Source organism: Couchioplanes caeruleus, assembly GCF_003751945.1.
GTDB classification, from domain to species: Bacteria; Actinomycetota; Actinomycetes; order Mycobacteriales; family Micromonosporaceae; genus Actinoplanes; species Actinoplanes caeruleus.
On the sequence record NZ_RJKL01000001.1, the window covers coordinates 7574239 to 7589998 of the forward strand.

Annotated in this window: 17 protein-coding genes; 7 read left to right on the forward strand and 10 right to left on the reverse strand. The window is 70.0% G+C overall.

The features are described from left to right. Positions 1-37: 37 nt before the first annotated feature. Positions 38-871 carry a PIG-L family deacetylase gene (locus tag EDD30_RS34120; protein WP_071809485.1) on the reverse strand — a complete coding sequence of 278 codons (834 nt, stop codon included), beginning with the start codon at positions 869-871 and terminating at the stop codon, positions 38-40. 326 nt (positions 872-1197) lie between these two features. Between EDD30_RS34120 and EDD30_RS34125 the strand changes: the two genes are divergently transcribed. Beyond that, positions 1198-1641 carry a hypothetical protein gene (locus EDD30_RS34125; RefSeq protein WP_123678669.1) on the forward strand — a complete coding sequence of 148 codons (444 nt, stop codon included), beginning with the start codon at positions 1198-1200 and terminating at the stop codon, positions 1639-1641. An 89-nt stretch (positions 1642-1730) separates the two neighbouring features. On the opposite strand, the gene EDD30_RS34130 is transcribed toward EDD30_RS34125, so the two are convergent. After that, positions 1731-2096, reverse strand: a complete 366-nt coding sequence (locus EDD30_RS34130) for a PLD nuclease N-terminal domain-containing protein (RefSeq protein ID WP_071809483.1) — start codon at positions 2094-2096, stop codon at positions 1731-1733. 93 nt (positions 2097-2189) lie between these two features. Next, on the reverse strand, positions 2190-2885 hold the full coding sequence (locus EDD30_RS34135) for a TetR/AcrR family transcriptional regulator (protein ID WP_084557718.1): 696 nt from the start codon (positions 2883-2885) through the stop codon (positions 2190-2192). A gap of 98 nt (positions 2886-2983) precedes the next feature. Between EDD30_RS34135 and EDD30_RS34140 the strand changes: the two genes are divergently transcribed. Both EDD30_RS34140 and EDD30_RS34145 read left to right on the forward strand, forming a co-directional pair. Further along, positions 2984-3925: a metal-dependent hydrolase gene (locus tag EDD30_RS34140; protein ID WP_071809481.1), complete on the forward strand. Its 942-nt coding sequence runs from the start codon at positions 2984-2986 to the stop codon at positions 3923-3925. Next, positions 3922-5064, forward strand: a complete 1143-nt coding sequence (locus EDD30_RS34145) for a DUF7802 domain-containing protein (RefSeq protein WP_071809480.1) — start codon at positions 3922-3924, stop codon at positions 5062-5064. Before EDD30_RS34140 ends, EDD30_RS34145 begins: the two co-directional genes overlap by 4 nt. Here the strand turns inward: EDD30_RS34145 and EDD30_RS41675 are convergent. The 3 genes from EDD30_RS41675 to EDD30_RS34160 form a co-directional block, all read right to left on the reverse strand. Further along, positions 5009-7063, reverse strand: coding sequence for a M6 family metalloprotease domain-containing protein (locus EDD30_RS41675; protein WP_280526191.1), 2055 nt, complete (start codon positions 7061-7063; stop codon positions 5009-5011). The genes EDD30_RS34145 and EDD30_RS41675 overlap by 56 nt on opposite strands. A 274-nt stretch (positions 7064-7337) precedes the next feature. After that, positions 7338-7757, reverse strand: coding sequence for a hypothetical protein (locus EDD30_RS34155; protein WP_143163039.1), 420 nt, complete (start codon positions 7755-7757; stop codon positions 7338-7340). Positions 7758-7830: 73 nt separating this feature from the next. Next, complete coding sequence (locus EDD30_RS34160; RefSeq protein ID WP_143163038.1) at positions 7831-8226, reverse strand: hypothetical protein; 396 nt, start codon at positions 8224-8226, stop codon at positions 7831-7833. A gap of 219 nt (positions 8227-8445) precedes the next feature. Between EDD30_RS34160 and EDD30_RS34165 the strand changes: the two genes are divergently transcribed. Further along, positions 8446-9495 (forward strand): hypothetical protein, encoded by a 1050-nt coding sequence (locus EDD30_RS34165; RefSeq protein WP_123678670.1) that lies wholly within the window; start codon positions 8446-8448, stop codon positions 9493-9495. A 22-nt stretch (positions 9496-9517) separates the two neighbouring features. Here EDD30_RS34165 and EDD30_RS34170 read toward each other — a convergent pair whose 3' ends face one another. Further along, positions 9518-10084: a TetR/AcrR family transcriptional regulator gene (locus EDD30_RS34170; RefSeq protein ID WP_071809475.1), complete on the reverse strand. Its 567-nt coding sequence runs from the start codon at positions 10082-10084 to the stop codon at positions 9518-9520. Between the two features lie 78 nt (positions 10085-10162). On the opposite strand from EDD30_RS34170, the gene EDD30_RS34175 reads away from it, so the two are divergent. Further along, positions 10163-10750 (forward strand): dihydrofolate reductase family protein, encoded by a 588-nt coding sequence (locus EDD30_RS34175; RefSeq protein ID WP_071809474.1) that lies wholly within the window; start codon positions 10163-10165, stop codon positions 10748-10750. Positions 10751-10759: 9 nt separating this feature from the next. Here the strand turns inward: EDD30_RS34175 and EDD30_RS34180 are convergent, their stop codons facing one another. Genes EDD30_RS34180 through EDD30_RS34190 form a run of 3 tightly spaced genes read right to left on the reverse strand, consistent with a single transcriptional unit; the run spans position 10760 to position 13619 of the window. Continuing rightward, the gene (locus EDD30_RS34180; RefSeq protein WP_211278047.1) at positions 10760-11740 is read right to left on the reverse strand and encodes an AAA family ATPase; all 981 of its coding nucleotides are present in this window, start codon (positions 11738-11740) and stop codon (positions 10760-10762) included. Next, positions 11737-12177: a ribulose bisphosphate carboxylase small subunit gene (locus EDD30_RS34185; protein ID WP_071809473.1), complete on the reverse strand. Its 441-nt coding sequence runs from the start codon at positions 12175-12177 to the stop codon at positions 11737-11739. The genes EDD30_RS34180 and EDD30_RS34185 overlap by 4 nt, the downstream gene beginning before the upstream one ends. Positions 12178-12185: 8 nt before the next feature. Then, complete coding sequence (locus tag EDD30_RS34190; protein ID WP_071809472.1) at positions 12186-13619, reverse strand: ribulose-bisphosphate carboxylase large subunit; 1434 nt, start codon at positions 13617-13619, stop codon at positions 12186-12188. A gap of 123 nt (positions 13620-13742) precedes the next feature. Here EDD30_RS34190 and EDD30_RS34195 point away from each other — a divergent pair, with 123 nt between their 5' ends. After that, a complete protein-coding gene (locus tag EDD30_RS34195) occupies positions 13743-14630 on the forward strand; it encodes a LysR family transcriptional regulator (RefSeq protein WP_071809471.1) in 888 nt (295 codons plus the stop codon). Positions 14631-14728: 98 nt separating this feature from the next. Further along, positions 14729-15754: a class 1 fructose-bisphosphatase gene (locus tag EDD30_RS34200; protein WP_071809470.1), complete on the forward strand. Its 1026-nt coding sequence runs from the start codon at positions 14729-14731 to the stop codon at positions 15752-15754. Positions 15755-15760 lie beyond the last annotated feature (6 nt).

The following is a 15760-nucleotide window of genomic DNA, read 5'->3' on the forward strand; positions in this document are numbered from 1 at the left end:
TCGCCGGTACGGACCGCGTCCGGGCGGCTGTGCCGAGTCAGCGTAGCCCGGCGAACAGGTCGTCCTCGGGCAGCGACGCGCCGGTCCGGTCGTGCACCCGCAGGAACGTCTCGGTGCCCATCAGCTCGGTGAACCGCTCCTTGCCCATGCGCAGGAACATGAGGTTCTCGCTCTGGCTGGCGTGCGCGGCCAGCGCGTCGTACTTCTGAGCGCCGTACGCCCGGGTGTCCACCCAGGTGCTGATCTCCTCGTCGGGCAGGCCGAGCTGCGGGGGAGCGTCGTCCTCGGCGATCCGGGCCTCCTCCCAGTCGACGCCGAGCTCGCGCAGCACCTTGCCGAGCTCGGCCATCGCCGAGTGCGGTGCGGTCGTCCAGTACACCTTGGCGGGGATGCCGGTCAGGGCGACCGCCGCCATGGTGATGCGGTGCGCCTGGATGTGGTCCGGGTGCCCGTAGAAACCGTTCTCGTCGTAGGTGACGACGACGTCCGGCTCGTAGCGCCGGATCAGCTCGGCGAGCCGCTCGGCCCCCTCGTCGACGGGGGTGCTCCAGAAGGAGCCGGGCGCGTCGTTGGTGGGCCAGCCCATCATCCCGGAGTCGGCGTACTCGAGCAGTTCCAGGTGGGTGAGCTTCAGGGCGGCACGGCTGGCCTGGAGCTCCGCTCGGCGCAGTGCCGCCACCGCCAGGGGGTCGTGTCCCGGGTCGCCGGGCTTGACCCCGCCCGGTCCGTCGCCGCAACGGCCGTCGGTGCAGGTGACGAGGACCGTCGTGATTCCCTCCGCCGCGTAGCGGGCGAGGACGCCGCCGCCGCTGGTGGCCTCGTCGTCGGGATGCGCGTGCACCGCCATCAGGGTCAGGGAGCGCTCAGTCATGACGCCACCCTACGGCCGCGGTCCGCCATCTTTGACGAAGGTCATTCCGATGCGCGGCCGGGATCCGACAAACAATGACGTGAATGCGACGGTAATAGCGATATTAATTTCCGGTCACGTCCAATTCGTCATCAGGAATTGCCATTTTCGGGAGTTGACGCTCCGGCTCCGCGGATTTACGGTATACATGACTGCATCGAGTGGCTTGCGCCTGCGGCGTGGGCTGATTCTGATTATCGACCGACAATTCGGGGTCAGTGAGCAAACGGTAAATGTCTCCGTCGTCGGCGATCGCCGACATTCCACACGGAAGGTGGACCATGCGCATGACATCACAGCGTCGCTTCGGTGCCACGCTCGTCGCCGCGGTGGCGGGCATCGTGCTCGTGACCGGAGCGCCGGCCGGGGCCGCGGCGGCTGTCCCGGCGGCCGCGTCCCTGGCCGTACAGGTAGCCACCGACGGGCAGCTCCGAGCGCGCGGTGCCGCGGTCACGATGCCCATCGAGGTCGCTTGCAGCGAGGGCGCCGCCACGAGCTGGCTGTCGATCGAGGTCATCCAGCGGGCGCACGGTGGCGAGGTCGCCCGAGCGTACGGGTACATGGAGAGGCTGCCATGTGACGGCACGATGCACACCGTGGAACTGACCGCGACCGCTCAGACGCTGGCTTTCCACGCCGGGGAGGCGTACGTCACCGCGGTCGGTTCCGTCTGTGCCGCGGACGCATGCGTGAATGTCCAGAAGGCGGGTGAGGTGCAGCTCCGGCGGTGATCGCCGAGACCGGCCCCGGCCCGCGGTTCCGGCGGGCCGGGGCCGTCGCGCCTGCGGCGGAGCCGTCGCGGGTCGGCGGCGTGTCACGGTCAGCGGATCGCCAAGGCCTGGCGCTTGATGTACTCGAACTCCTCGACGGAGATCCGCCCCTCGTCGTGGAGTCGGGCCGCGGTGGCGATCTCGTCGGCGGGGCGGTGCGCCGGGCCGACGCTCCCGGTCGCCGGGGCGTGCGGAAGCGACGCGCCGTCCCGCGGCATGGCGGCGTGCGTGACCAGGTAGATAAGCGCTCCGAGCAGTGGCAGGACCACGATGAGCGCGACCCAGGCGGCCTTCGCCCCACCCGGCATCCGTCGGCGGAACAGATCATTGAAGACGGCGATGAACGTCCAGATGATCCCGAACCAGAAGCACGCCAGGAACATCAGGTAGAACAACGAACCGAACGTCCAGTCCACAGCTTGCCTCCCGTTCGCCGAACCGGTGCGTGGCCATCCTGGACGTCCAAGGCCGGCGGCGGCATCATCCCGGGCGCATGAGTCGCGGAAGGATCAACGCTCGACGCCCGGAGGCTCGCCGCGCGGGCGCGCGATCTCGGAGGTGCCGTAGATGCTGCGGAGCCAGATCGTCGCCAGGGCGTCGACGCGCCGTCGGTCGTCGGGTGTCTCGGTCGGGCCGAGGCTTTCGAGCACCCGGTCGCTGAGCCCGAGCAGTAACGCGGCGAGGGTGCGGCTGTGCGGTCCGGCGGGGGCGTGCCCGGCCGACCGCTCGCTGTCGATGTACTGCGCCATCGGCGCCACGAAGGAGTCGAGGTAGCTGTCCCACATTTCGCGGATCGCGCCGCTGTGCCGACGGGCGTCGAGCATCGCGCGGTAGAGGTAGTGGTGCCGGCGCACCGACGCGGTGAGGTCGTACACCATCCGCTCGATCCGGCGCACCGCGGGCAGTGAGTCGTCGGCGAGGTGCGCGGCCGCGGCGACGCTGGCCACGTACACGTCGGCGCCGAGCGCCGCCATGCAGGCCGCCTTGTTGGCGAAATAGAAGTAGAACCCCGACCGGGTGACCCCGGCCCGGGTGGTGATGTCGGCGATCGTGATGGACTCCAGGTCGGACTCGTGCAGCAGCTCGTCCAGGGCGCGCAACAGGGCCTCCCGGCGCTGGTCGCCTCGTGTCGTCCCGGACTCCCAGGCGGGGGAGGCGTCGCGGCGGGCCCGCACGGTGCCCTCCGCCGATGGTGGTGAGTCCATGAGCCTCCCGAGCCCTAGACAACCCGATGGCGAGACTCTATAAACGAATTTGACACGCGTCAATTGACGTCCCTCACTTCCTGCATGACGGAGTCGCCATGACCCACCTGCAGATCCGGAAGATCGATTTTCGCTTCGACGACACCACCCCGTTCCAGTGGCTGCCGAGCCATCCGAAGTTCGGGCTGATGGCCAATGCGATCAGCATCATGGCGATCGCCTTCGAGAAGTTCATCGTCACCAACACGCGGGCCGCGATCCCGCTGATCGACGACCCGGCCGCGGCCGAGGAGGCGGAGGCCTTCCTGCGCCAGGAGGCGCAGCACGCGAAGAACCACCGTAAGCACGTGGCGTCCCTGGTCCGGCAGTACCCCGAGCTGCAGAAGACCGTCGACGCGGCGGTCGCTTCCTTCGACCGGCTGGTGGAGACCACGTCGCTGGCGTACCGGCTGGCGTACACCGCGGACCTCGAGTCGACCTTCACGCCGATCTTCAAGGTGATGCTCGACCACGAGGACGTCCTGTTCCGCCCCGGTGACGAACGCGTCGCCTCGCTGTTCCTCTGGCACTTCGTCGAGGAGGTCGAGCACCGCAGCTCGGCGCTGATCGTGTGCGATGCCGTCGTGCGCAACCGCTACTACCGTACGCGCGTCGCCCGCTCCGTGTTCCGGCACGTCATGCAGCTCTACCGCGACATTCTCGCCGGCTTCGAGGAACACGTGCCGGAGGCGGACCGGCGGGCGGAGTACCGCAACGTCTCCCCGGACGGCGTGCGCCGGGAGGAACTGCTCGCCCGGTTGCCGCTGCGGACGTCGTGGCGGACCCGCCTCGGGATGTTCCCGCCCGCTACCTTCGCCCCGGCCTCGAACCGGGAGATGCTCATCCTGGTCTACCGGCTGCTGTTGTCACAGGTGCCGCACCACCGCCCGGCCCGCGAGCCGTTGCCGCGCTTTGCGGACATCTGGTTCGAGCGGTACGCGGCCGGAGACGACGTGACCCGGTTCTACTCTGCGACCCGGCCCACGGGTGGCGCGCCATGAGCGGCTGCCCGCCCGGATTCGCCGAGACCGCCCGGACCCTCGGGGAGATCGACTGCGCGAACGCGCCACCTGTCGTCTCGGTCCGCCCTCCCACCTCGCTGGCGGACGGCACGATGCCGGTCGTCGAGGCGTTCATGGTGGTGGGTGCGGGCGTCGCGCTCGTCCACGCGGTGCTGTGGTGGCGTCGCCGCGGCGACCCGACGAACCTCGGACTCTGGTGCGCCACCCTGGTGTATCTGGTGGTGCTCGAGCCGCCGCTCTACTTTCCCCAGCGGTTCGGCCTCCAGGACCAGCTCGGCCTGATCTTCGTGCACAACGTGTTCTCGGTGCAGCTCCTGTACGACCGGTTGCCGCTGTACATCGTCGCCGTCTACCCGGCACTGACCTATGCGGCGTACGCGCTCGTCCAGCGGACCGGCCTGCTGGAGCGGCATTCGCCTGCCGCCGGCGCCGCCTGCGTGGCCGTGGTCTTCCACTGCTTCTACGAGATCTTCGACCAGCTCGGGCCGCAACTGCGCTGGTGGGCCTGGAACCCCGGGGCCCCCTCGAACTCGCCGTGGCTGGCGGCCGTCCCGGTCAGCAGCGTGGTGGTCTTCGCGGCGGCCTCGCCGTTCGGGATGGTGCTGCTGACCCGGCTGTTGCTGGCCCGGCGTCCTCGCCCGCCGGCGGCGGTGCTGCGGGTCGTCGGCGTCGGCGTGCTCACCCCGTTCGCCATGATGCTCTGCTCGGTGCCGTACGGCGTCCTGTCCCGGTGGCTCGGCCGATCCGATGCCGGACAGGCCGTGGCGCTCTGGGCGGTCCTCGCGGTGCTCGTCCTGGTAGCCGCGCTGACCGTGGGGCGCGACGTGCGGTCGAGCCGCGACTTCCGGCCGGACGACGGGTTCCTCGACCGCTATCCCGTCGTGGCCGGGGCTGCCTTCCTCCTCGTGTTCGCCGGCCTGTGGGCGGTCGCGTTGCCGGACTACCTGAACGCCACGGCGGGGCTCACCCCCGCCGGCACACCGATCGGCAGCCTCGGGTACGCGGCGGCGTGCGCACTCGTCGCCACGGGCGTCCTCGTGGCGGTCTCGCGCGCGGCGACGGTCACGACACGCGGCACGAGTTCGAGGAAGTCGCGGACGGATCGCTCTCCGAGGTGACGGTGACCGCCACCTTCGTCGTCCGCCGGGTGCTTCCGTCGCGCTTGACGTAGACCTCCACCGGCGCGGTACGCCCGGCCGCCACGGCGGTGACCGCACGCGGCAGCCAGACCGTCCATCCGGCACCGGTCGAGGCGGAGATCCGGTAGACGTCGGAGCCGGCGATCCCGGGGTCGCCCGCCGCCGTGGGGGCGCTGCCGGTGTTGCGCACCGGAAGCCGGCAGCGCGCCCAGCCGGAGGGCGCCACGGCGCCGGCGCCCGGGCCGAGCGTCACGCCGCGGGTCTGTGGGCCGGCGCCGTCGAGGGACCGGACCGCGACCGTGTACGAGAGCACGCCGGCCCGGTCCCGGTGCCGCTCCAGCGCGTAGAAGTGCAGCCGGTTCGCCGTGTCGGCGTACTCGTAGCGGCTACCGGAGTCCGTGCCGGCGTGGAACAGCGCGTCGGAGAGCTGCCGGTAGTCGCCGATGGTCATCTTCCGCGGCGTACCGTCGGGTGACACGAAGTCGACCTTGTCGATGTCCTGTGGGTTGGCGTCGACCGTCCAGATGTACGGCGCCCGGTCCGCGTCCTTGGTCTTGGCGAGCAGCACTCCCGAGTCGGGGGTGAACGAGTCGAAACCCATCCGGTCGACGATCTCGAGGGTGTAGTCGTCGTACCCGCCGCCGTCACAGTACGGGTCGGTGGCGGTGTCGCAGGCGGGGCTGTCGTCCCCGCCGTCCAGCGTCACGTTGATCCCGGTGAGCCCGCCCGGGCCGGGCCGCACCGCACGCGCCGTCACGCGCGCCACCACGACCCCGGACGAGGCGAGCGCGGCCCGGGACAGTCGCAGCACCGCGGCGTCGTCGACCATGCCGAGCTTCATCTTGTTGCGCAGCATGTGCTGGGCGCCCATGGACGACCCGGCCGTGCCGGGGATGAGCCACCGGCTGTGCGGCCCGCCGGGCCCGTTGAACGTACCCCGGCTGAGCATCTCCCAGGGACCGCTGTAGTCGCGGCGGGCGGGCACCGAGTACGGGTTGTTGTAGTTGTCGGCCACGCCGAGGATGTGGCTGAACTCGTGCGCATAGACGGACATGCCGGAGCTCTCGGCCTGCACCGAGCTGCCGCTGGTGGCATTGGGCCAGATGTTCGCCGACGCCTGCCACGAGGTCCAGTCGACGTACCGGGTCGCGTTCCAGTTCGCGAGCGCCTCGTCGGGCGGGCCGAACGCGTCGGTGACCTGCTCCTTGCCGGCGAACTTCATCTCGCCGAACTCCTGCCAGGACGACGACTCGTCCTGGCCGGCGGCGAGGAAGAAGACGAAGTCGTACCGGGCGGCGGTCTCCTCACCGACGTCGGCGATCCAGGCTGCCCGGGCATCGGTGCGCAGGTCCCGGCCGCAGGTGTCGCCCGCGGGACAGCCGAGGCCCTTCTGCCAGGAGTTCTCGATGCCGTACTCATGGCTGCGGTGCGGCATCTCGTACACGCCGAAGCTGCCGAGCTCGATACCGTAGCGCCCACCGGAGTCCTCCATCCAGTACTCGTGAATGGTGTGCCCCCGGTTGAGCGGGCCCGGCCGGTTGAGGAAGTCGCGATAGAACGCCGGCACGTCGCCGCGCGCGAGGTCGTGCACCGCGAAGGGATTGCCGTAGATGCTCGAGTTGGCGGGCTGTGTCACGACGAAGGGCTGGTTCGCGAAGTCGACGAGCACCAGCGCGCCGCGGAAGTTGCGCTCCGAGCCCGGCACCGAAGGATCCGCCCACGTCGTTCCCGGTATGGGCGCGTAGTCGTCCCAGGTCATCGTGTCCGGCAGCTCGTAGGTCTGCGGATCGATCGGGCGTGGCGCGCCGGGCGGGTGGATCGTGGCGGCCGGTTGGGCACGCTGCCATGGTTGCGTCTGCGGCCAGTGCCGCATCCGCCAGGGAGTCTCAGAGCCCGCGCTGGCGGGATCGGCGTGGGCCGGGGCCGCCGCCAAGGCGCCGGTCAGCACCAGCAGCACGACCGGAAGAGCCGCAGTCACACGCCGTTTGATGCTCATTGAGCGCTACCAGTCACCGGCCCATCCTGACATCTTCAGCGACATCCATCAATATACGCAGGTCCGCTTCCCGCCGCGCGTCCGGCGACAAGGCCTCCTGGTTGTGGAACTGGTTCCTGGACGGCTCCACTCCACCACCGGAGGCCTTCCCCCGTCTACGACTCGGGCCGAGTCGTCACAAACCCTCGACCCACTCTGCTATGACGTGACGACCGGCCGCCGTGACCACCGCAGCACCGTGACGCGGCGCCGCTCGTCACCAGGGAACGCAGTAGGTGATGCCGTCCTGGTCGACATTGAGGCAATAGTCGAAGCTGTCGACGTCGTAGTAGATGGGGTAATGACTGCCATACCTGATGTCGTCGTCGTCATCCCAGTAGAGGATTCTGTTGTTCACCCTGATCGCGGGCATGTCACCGTCGACTCGCTTGTCGGCGATGATCAGCTCTTTGTGGCCGTCGGAGTAGAAGTTGATTTTGTACTCGGCGCGATGATGGAGATCGTCCCAGCTTCGCATCTCGCTGTATCGGAGCGTTGCCGCGTGTGCGACTCCCGGCGTGACGGCCATGGTCGCCGACACTGCCAGGACGCCGGCCGCCAACCGGAAAACCGATCTCCTGAGGCGCGACGGCGCGGAGGAAGGGTCGCGCCGCGAACCGTCTACTTCGTTTTCCATGAGGCACATTCCTTCGTGAGGCTGTAGTCCGTCGATCGTGTCGATCCGGTCGGCGTCGCCGGGTCTGTGAGGCTCACGGAGCCGCCCACGCCGAGGCGAAGTTCTTCCACGCCAGGCGGAACTTGCGGACGCCGTAGGTGATGTCCCGTTCAAGGCAATTGCTCTCGCCCACGCCGAGTGAGTTGTACGTCTGGACGTCGCCGTTGCCGGGATCGATACGCGCGGAGACGTAGTAGCCGTCCGAGTAGTAGTCACAGACCCGCAGGCCGTAGTCGCCGTTCCCGTAGTTCGTCAACCAGACCGCGCCCAGGTAGTGCTCATCGTGGTCGGTGTAAAGCCCGATCCAGGTGTAGTCGCCGAGCCGTACCGGCTCGGGCGAATAGACGGCGAGCGCGGGGGACGCGACGGCCAGCGAGGCCAGCACGCCCACGGCGGCGGCCACGGCAGTCTTCCGAAGATTCTTGCGCACCAGAGGATCCTTTCTGTCCGGGTGCGTGTTCTGGCGGTCATCGTCGACCGGGCGGCTTCCTCGCCTCAATACGTATCTATCCGCCGCCTCCGCTATCTGTCCTGCTCAGACAGATAGCGTCGGGTGCCTCCGGCCCGGGCCCGCCGTCCTCGGACGGCTCAACCGGACCTTCGCGACAGGTAGTGACAGACCGATGATCCATGGCGATACTGGATCATCGTGACGGACCCCAAGCCGCCATGGTGGCGTGAGGTCGACGACGCGGTCGCGTTGTTGGTCTCGACGGTGAACACCGCAGCCGGACAAGCTGCCCGAGAAGGCTCCTATGTGGCCCCGCCGAACGCCCCGGCGCCTCGGCGCCGGCGAAGCCCGGCGTCGCTGCGGCACATCGCCGAGGTGATCCGGACCCACCGGTTGGCTCCGGGCGCCACGGTCGACAAGGATGCGGTCGCCCAGGTGCTCGCCGGCGATCACCGGATCGTCGTGGATCCGATTCCGGTCATCGCCGTCATGCACGCCTGCCGTCGGATCGCGGGGCGACCCTTCGAGGTGGCGGACGCCGCGCAGATCGCGGCGGCCTCGGCACGCATCACCGCTCTGATCGAAGCCGCGAAGGCCGCCGACGTCCGTGCGCCACGGCTACTGCCGGCACCACGGCCGCCCTCGGCGCTCGCGCGCGTGCTTCGCCCGAAGCCGGCGGAAGAAGATGCCGGGCGGGAGTTCGTGATCGACGCCAGGCCGCTGCGGGGGCGTGACGGATGGCCGACCCGGGCGGCGGCGATGGCGGTGGTCGCTGTGCTTGCCGCCGCGATCGGCGCACTGGTGACACTGCAGGTGGCACCGCAGTTCGCCACGTCGACCGAAGCCGAGCCGGTCGCGGACCGGCCGTGTGCGGAGGACACCGCCGGCGACGACCTCGTACGGCCCGAGGTGGTGGGACCGGACAGCGCCGCGCAGGTGATCGAGCCGTTCCTGGACTTCGACGAGATGAACGGTTCGGCCCGGTACAACCGCTACCGCGGCCGGACGTACTACTGGGGCCGGGCGGGCTCGGACGACAATGTGCCACAGGCCGGCGGGGCACGGATCCGCTGGCAGAAGGCCGGTGGGCCATGGCACGACTGTCCGGTGACACTGGCGGTCGACGAGCGTGACTACGTCCGAACGCCCGCGGTGGCGACCACCATCGGCGGGGAGGCGGTCCGGGTGCAGGTCTGTCTGTGGCGCCAGCAGCCGTACCGGCAGAACTGCACCATGATCCTGTCGTGACTGCCGCGGTCGAAACCGGTCGTCAGCGTACGAGCCGGTCGACGAACGCCGTGACGGCGTCGTCGGGGGAGAGGTCGGCGCCGATCGAGGTGGTCAGCAGGTCGAGCAGGAGGCCGTCCATGGCGTAGTGCAGCAGGGCGATCTCGGCCGCCCCGCCGGGCAGCCCGGTGGTCTCGTGGAACGCCACGTCGTCGCGGTAGTGGCGGCGCAGTGTTCCGCCGAGGATCTCGGCGAGTCCGGGCCGGCGGGCCGCCTCCAGGCGCAGCTCGATGAGGGCCCGGGTCAGCTCGGGCTGCGCCGTGGTGCGCTGCAGGATGTACCGGAGGTAGTCGACGAACAGCTCGCGGCCCGGTTCCCGGTCGGCGAGGTCGGCGAGCACCGCCTCGTCCGGCGTGAACCGTTCCATGATCCGCTCGCCCAGGGCGCCGAGCAGGGCGTCGCGGGAGCGGAAGTAGTTCGACGCCGTGCCGATCGGTACGGCCGCCTCGGCGTCGACCGCGCGGTGGGTGAGGCCGCGGGCCCCGGATTCGGCGAGGACGCGCAGCCCGGCGTCGGCCAGTAGTCGGCGGCGCTCCGGATTTCTTGCCACGGAAAAGACACTAGCACTGACCACTACACCTGATGTAGTTTCAACCACGACAACGATAGTGGTTGATGAGGAGTCAAGATGCGAAAGCTCGTGTACTACGTGGCCGCCTCCCTCGACGGGTTCATCGCCGCGCCGGACGGGAGCTGGGAGTTCTTCGGGCCGGTGGACCCCGACCTCGCGGCGTTCGTCAACGACCGGTTCCCGGAGACCATCCCGACCGCCCTGCGGGAGCAGTTCGGCGTCACCGCGCCCCACCAGGCCTTCGACACCGTGGTCATGGGACGCGGCACCTACGAGCCCGCGTTGGCGGTCGGTGTCACCAGCCCCTATGCCCATCTGCGCCAGTACGTGTTCTCCCGGACGCTGGACCCGGCGACCGACCCGGCGGTGACCGTCGTCGCCGACGACCCGGTGCCGTACCTGCGGGAGCTGAAGCAGCAGCCCGGCATGGACATCTGGCTGTGCGGTGGTGGCGCGTTCGCCGCCGCAGTCCGGTCGGAGATCGACGAGTTCGTGGTCAAGCTCAACCCGGTACTCGCCGGGGGAGGCGTCCCGCTCGTCGGCGGCCCGTTCGACCCGCAGCGGCTGACGCTTCTCGACGCGACCCCGGTCGGCGCGAACGGGATCGTGGTCCTGCGCTACCGCTCGGACCGTGACCGTACGTAGGCACCACGGTCAGCCGCGGTCCGGCGATTCGGCGAACACCCTGCTGCGGCGGACGTCCTCCTCCGTGATCAGCATCAGGTCGTCGCGGCTGACCTTGCCGGAGAGCGCGACGAGGCGGTTGGCCTGCCGGAGGCGGGCGCGCTCCAGGGCGTTGCGGACGCTGCGCGCGTTCGCGAAGCGCGGCATGGTGCGCCGGCGGTCGAGGTACTCCTGGAATGCCTCCCGGGCCGCATCGGTGAAGCGGTAGGCGTCCCGGGTGAGCATCAGTTCGGCGATCTCGGCCAGCTCGTCCGTGCCGTAGTCCTCGAACTGGATGTGGTGCGACACCCGCGAGCTCAGTCCGGGGTTCGACGAGAAGAACGTCTCCATCCGGTCCTCGTAGCCGGCGAAGATGACCACCAGCGAGTCGCGTGCGGACTCCATCTCCTGCAACAGGATCTCGATCGCTTCCTGCCCATAGTCGCGTTCATTGTCCGGGCGGTACAGGTAGTAGGCCTCGTCGATGAACAGTACGCCGCCGGCCGCCCTGGCCAGCGCCTCCTTGGTCTTCGGTGCGGTGTGCCCGATGAACTGGCCGACCAGGTCGTCGCGGGTGACCGGGTGCACCCGCGGCGCCCGCAGGTAGCCCAGCGCGTGCAGGATCTCGGCCATCCGCAGCGCGACGGTGGTCTTGCCGGTGCCCGGTCCGCCGGCGAAGCTCATGTGCAGCGATGGCCTGCTGGCGACGAGGCCGAACCGTGCGCGTGCCCGGTCCACCATCAGCAGCGCCGCGATCTCGCGGATGCGCCGCTTCACGCCGGCCAGCCCGACCAGCTCCGCGTCCACGGCGCCGAGCACGGCCCGTACCCGCGCGGCGGCCTCGTCCGCCTGCATGTCCACCTTGGCCTGGGCGTCGAGGATCGGCGCCGGCGGGGCCGCCGGTTCCCCGCCGCCGCTCGCGGGGGCGGCCCCCGGCCGGTACATCGAGAATCCGGAGTCGGCGGTGCTCACCGGGCGCCGTCACCGCCGCGGCCGTAGCGGGCGCCGCTCGGAGCCTCGGTGGCGTAGGAATGCACGCCGTACCGCTGCACGCGGTCGCTGCCCTCCGTGCGGTCCAGCCGGAAGCCGGGCTCCTCGGCCGGGCGTTGCACCACGAAGCTCATCGCGATGGTCTGGCGGCCGAGCTTCGCGTCGTACGCCAGCACCCGGACGTAGTGGCCGGGGAAGGTGGCGCGGCAGTCGTTGATCTCGCGGAGCACGCCGTCGGGTTCGGCGAGGTCGAACATCGGCAGACCCCACATCTCCCAGTACACGTTGCGGGGGTGCGGATCATCGGTGTACTCCACCGAGATCGGCCAGCCGTTCAGCAGCGCGTAGCGGACCTGCGCGGCGATCTCGTCGTCGGTCAGCTCCGGCAGGTAGGAAAACGATCCGTGTCGCAGGTACATGGCGGCTCCTAGACGCTTGCCGTCGCAACGGCGTCGGGGGCATCGGTGGCGGCGTAGTCGAAGGTCACGTCGCCCCAGGTGGCGAGCGCCACCTCCAGCGGCCGGTTGCGCTGCCCGGCGCTCCGGAGGATGTCCGGGCCCTCCTTGAGGAGGTTGCGCCCCTCGTTGCGGGCCTTGATGATCGCCTCGAGCGCGACCCGGTTGGCCTCGGCCCCGGCCGCGACACCGAGCGGGTGGCCGATGGTGCCGCCGCCGAACTGCAGGATGACGTCCTCGCCGAGCAGGTCGACAAGCTGGTGCATCTGCCCGGCGTGGATCCCGCCCGAGGCGACCGGCAGCACGCCGGGCATGCTCGCCCAGTCCTGGTCGAAGAAGATCCCGTTGCCGTGATTGGCCGGGACGTGCCCCAGGCGCAGTGTGTCGTAGAAGCCCTTGGTGGTGGCGGGATCGCCCTCGAGCTTGCCCACGATCGTGCCGGCGTGGACGTGGTCGACGCCGATCAGCCGCGACCACTTGGCGATCACCCGGAAGCTGACCCCGTGCGTCTTCTGCCGCGTGTAGGTGCTGTGGCCGGCGCGGTGCAGGTGCAGCAGCACGCTGTTGCGGCGGGCCCAGTGGGCCATCGACTGCATCGCCGAGTAGCCGACCGTCAGATCCATCATCACGACGACGCTGCCGAGCTCCTTGGCGAACTCCGCGCGCTCGTACATGTCCTCGACGGTCGCGGCGGTGATGTTGAGATAGTGGCCCTTGATCTCGCCGGTCTGCGCCATCGCCCGGTTCACCCCCTCCATCGCGTAGAGGAACCGGTCCCGCCACCGCATGAAGGGCTGGGAGTTGATGTTCTCGTCGTCCTTGGTGAAGTCCAGTCCGCCGCGGCAGGCCTCGTACACCACCCGGCCGTAGTTGCGCGCCGAGAGTCCCAGCTTCGGCTTGATGGTCGCACCCAGCAACGGACGGCCGAACTTGTTGAGGACCTCGCGCTCCGTCACGATGCCGTGGGCGGGACCCTGGAAGGTCTTCACGTACGCCACCGGGATGCGCATGTCCTCCAGGCGCAGAGCCTTCAGCGGCTTGAACCCGAAGACGTTGCCGATGATCGACGACGTGAGGTTGGCGATGGAGCCCTCCTCGAAGAGGTCGATGTCGTAGGCGACGTAGGCGAGATGTTCTCCGTCGCGGCCGGGCACGGGATCCACCCGGTAGCACTTGGCCTGGTAGTGCGTGTTCGCGGTGAGCCGGTCGGTCCACACCACGGTCCAGGTCGCCGTCGACGACTCGCCCGCCACCGCCGCCGCGGCCTCCACCGGCTCCACGCCCGGCTGCGGGGTCACCCGGAACACCGCCAGCACGTCGGTGTCCTTGGGGCGATAGTCGGCGTCGTAGTAGCCCATGCTGGCGTAGCTGTGCACGCCCGGGTCCCATCGGTCCGGCTCGGTCACGGGGCCTCCTCCTGATCCGGCCCGGGTTGCCGGGCTCGGTTACCACAATGGTCGGTCTCCCTTGAGCCGTCTAGCGAGTGTTCGCCATAGACACATGAGCAAATACTTGACTATGGTGGCGCCGTGACACCGGCCCGGCTGCAGACCTTCCTGGCGATCGTCGAGCACGGTTCGGCACGCGCCGCGGCGCAACGGCTGTCGGTGACCGAGTCGGCCGTGTCCGCGGCGCTGGCCGCCCTGCACCGCGAGGCCGGCGTCGTGCTGTTCGAGCGGCACGGTCGTGGCCTGCGCCTCACCGAGTCCGGCCGGATCTTCGCCGGCTACGCGCGGCGCATCCTCGGCCTGCTCGACGAGGGACTGTCCGCCGCCCGGCAGAGCGGCGACCCCGAGCGGGGCCGGGTCCGCCTCGGCGCCGTCACGACCGCCGGCGAATACCTCGTCCCGGGTCTGCTCGCCTCCTTTCGAGCCCGGTATCCGCAGGTGGAGGTGACCCTCGACGTCGGCGTACGCGATCGGATGTCCGCCCTGCTGGCCGACCACCGGCTCGACATCGTGATCGGAGGCCGGCCCAGCCGCGGTTCGAGCACCCGGGCCACCCGGCCGAACTCGCTGATCGTGGTGGCCGCCCCGGGCACGGTGCCGGAGCTGTCGGCCGTGACCTGGCTCCTGCGCGAACCCGGATCGGGCACCCGCGACACGGCCCTCGCGCTGCTCGACGCCCTGCAGGTGGCGCCGCCCACCCTGGCGCTGGGTTCGCACGGCGCCGTCGTGGCCTCGGCCGCCCTCGGTCTGGGCGTCACGCTGGTGTCGGCCGATGCCGTGACCGGCCACCTCCGGCAGGGAACGCTGCAACGCGTCCCGGTGCGGGGAACGCCGCTGCACCGCCCCTGGCACGCCGTCACCACCGCGGCCCCCACCGCCACCGCGACGCTGTTCCTCGAACACATCACCGACCGGGACAGTGTGGGTGAGCTGGCGTTCCGGCCGCGCCGCGGTCCGGCGCGCGACTGAGCGTCCGGCACACTCACCCCGGCGGCCCCCCGTGCGGGTGAGGCCCGCACGGCGTCATCCGGCCTACCGTCGCCTCCAACGCCGAGAGGGGGCCCGCCGTGCCGGAGGCGCACAAGACGCTGACCCGTTACACCATCGAGCAGGAGCACCGGCATCTCGACTCGACCGGTGACTTCTCCGGCCTGCTGAACGCGATCAGCACGGCAGTGAAGATCATCGCGAACCAGGTGAACAAGGGGGCCCTGGTCGGCGCCCCGAAGAACCTCGACGGCATCAGCAACGAGGTGATGATCGGCGAGACGGAGTGGACCGGCCACCTGGCGGCCATGACCTCCGACCGCACCGGCGACGTCTATCCGGTCCCGCAGCCGTACCGGCGGGGCAAGTATCTGCTGGCGTTCGACCCGCTCGACGGCTCGGACACCATCGACGTCGGCATTCCCGTCGGGACCATCTTCTCCATCCTGCGCAGTCCCCGCCCGAACGCGCCCGCGAGCGCCGCGGACTTCCTGCAGCAGGGCGTCGCCCAGGTCTGCGCCGGATTCGCACTGTACGGGCCGTCGACGGTGCTGGTGCTCACCACCGGCGACGGCGTGGACGGCTTCACGCTGGACCGCGACATCGGCGCCTTCATCCTCACCCATCCGCGCATGCGGATACCGGAGAGCACGGAGGAGTTCGCCATCAACGCCTCCAACGAGCGCTTCTGGGAACCTCCCGTGAAGCGTTACGTCGCCGAGTGCCTGGCCGGCCGCTCGGGGACGCGCCAGCGCGACTTCACCATGCGCTGGGTCGCCTGCCTGGCCGCCGAGACGTTCCGCATCCTCACCCACGGCGGCGTCTTCCTCGACCCGGACGACAGCGGCGCGGGCCGCCCGCGCCGGCCGCGGCTGCTGTACGCGGCCAACCCGATCGCGTACGTCGTCGAGCAGGCCGGTGGCCTCGCGAGCACCGGCCGGCAGCGGCTGATGACCTGCGTCCCCGGCGGTCTGCGGGAGCGGGTGCCGCTGATCTTCGGCTCCCGCACCGAGGTGGAGCGCATCGAGCGGTACCACCGCGACCGCGTGGATCTGCACGACGACGACTTCTCGCTGTTCAACACCCGCTCCCTTTTCCGTACGTGACGCATA

Bases quoted from the DNA above. Each gene is read 5' to 3' on its own strand.
- EDD30_RS34120 (WP_071809485.1), bottom strand. From the start codon at position 871: ATGACTGAGCGCTCCCTGACCCTGATGGCGGTGCACGCGCATCCCGAC.
- EDD30_RS34140 (WP_071809481.1), top strand. From the start codon at position 2,984: ATGACCCACCTGCAGATCCGGAAGATCGATTTTCGCTTCGACGACACC.
- EDD30_RS34125 (WP_123678669.1), top strand. From the start codon at position 1,198: ATGACATCACAGCGTCGCTTCGGTGCCACGCTCGTCGCCGCGGTGGCG.
- EDD30_RS34155 (WP_143163039.1), bottom strand. From the start codon at position 7,757: ATGGAAAACGAAGTAGACGGTTCGCGGCGCGACCCTTCCTCCGCGCCG.
- EDD30_RS34185 (WP_071809473.1), bottom strand. From the start codon at position 12,177: ATGTACCTGCGACACGGATCGTTTTCCTACCTGCCGGAGCTGACCGAC.
- EDD30_RS34135 (WP_084557718.1), bottom strand. From the start codon at position 2,885: ATGGACTCACCACCATCGGCGGAGGGCACCGTGCGGGCCCGCCGCGAC.
- EDD30_RS34175 (WP_071809474.1), top strand. From the start codon at position 10,163: ATGCGAAAGCTCGTGTACTACGTGGCCGCCTCCCTCGACGGGTTCATC.
- EDD30_RS34145 (WP_071809480.1), top strand. From the start codon at position 3,922: ATGAGCGGCTGCCCGCCCGGATTCGCCGAGACCGCCCGGACCCTCGGG.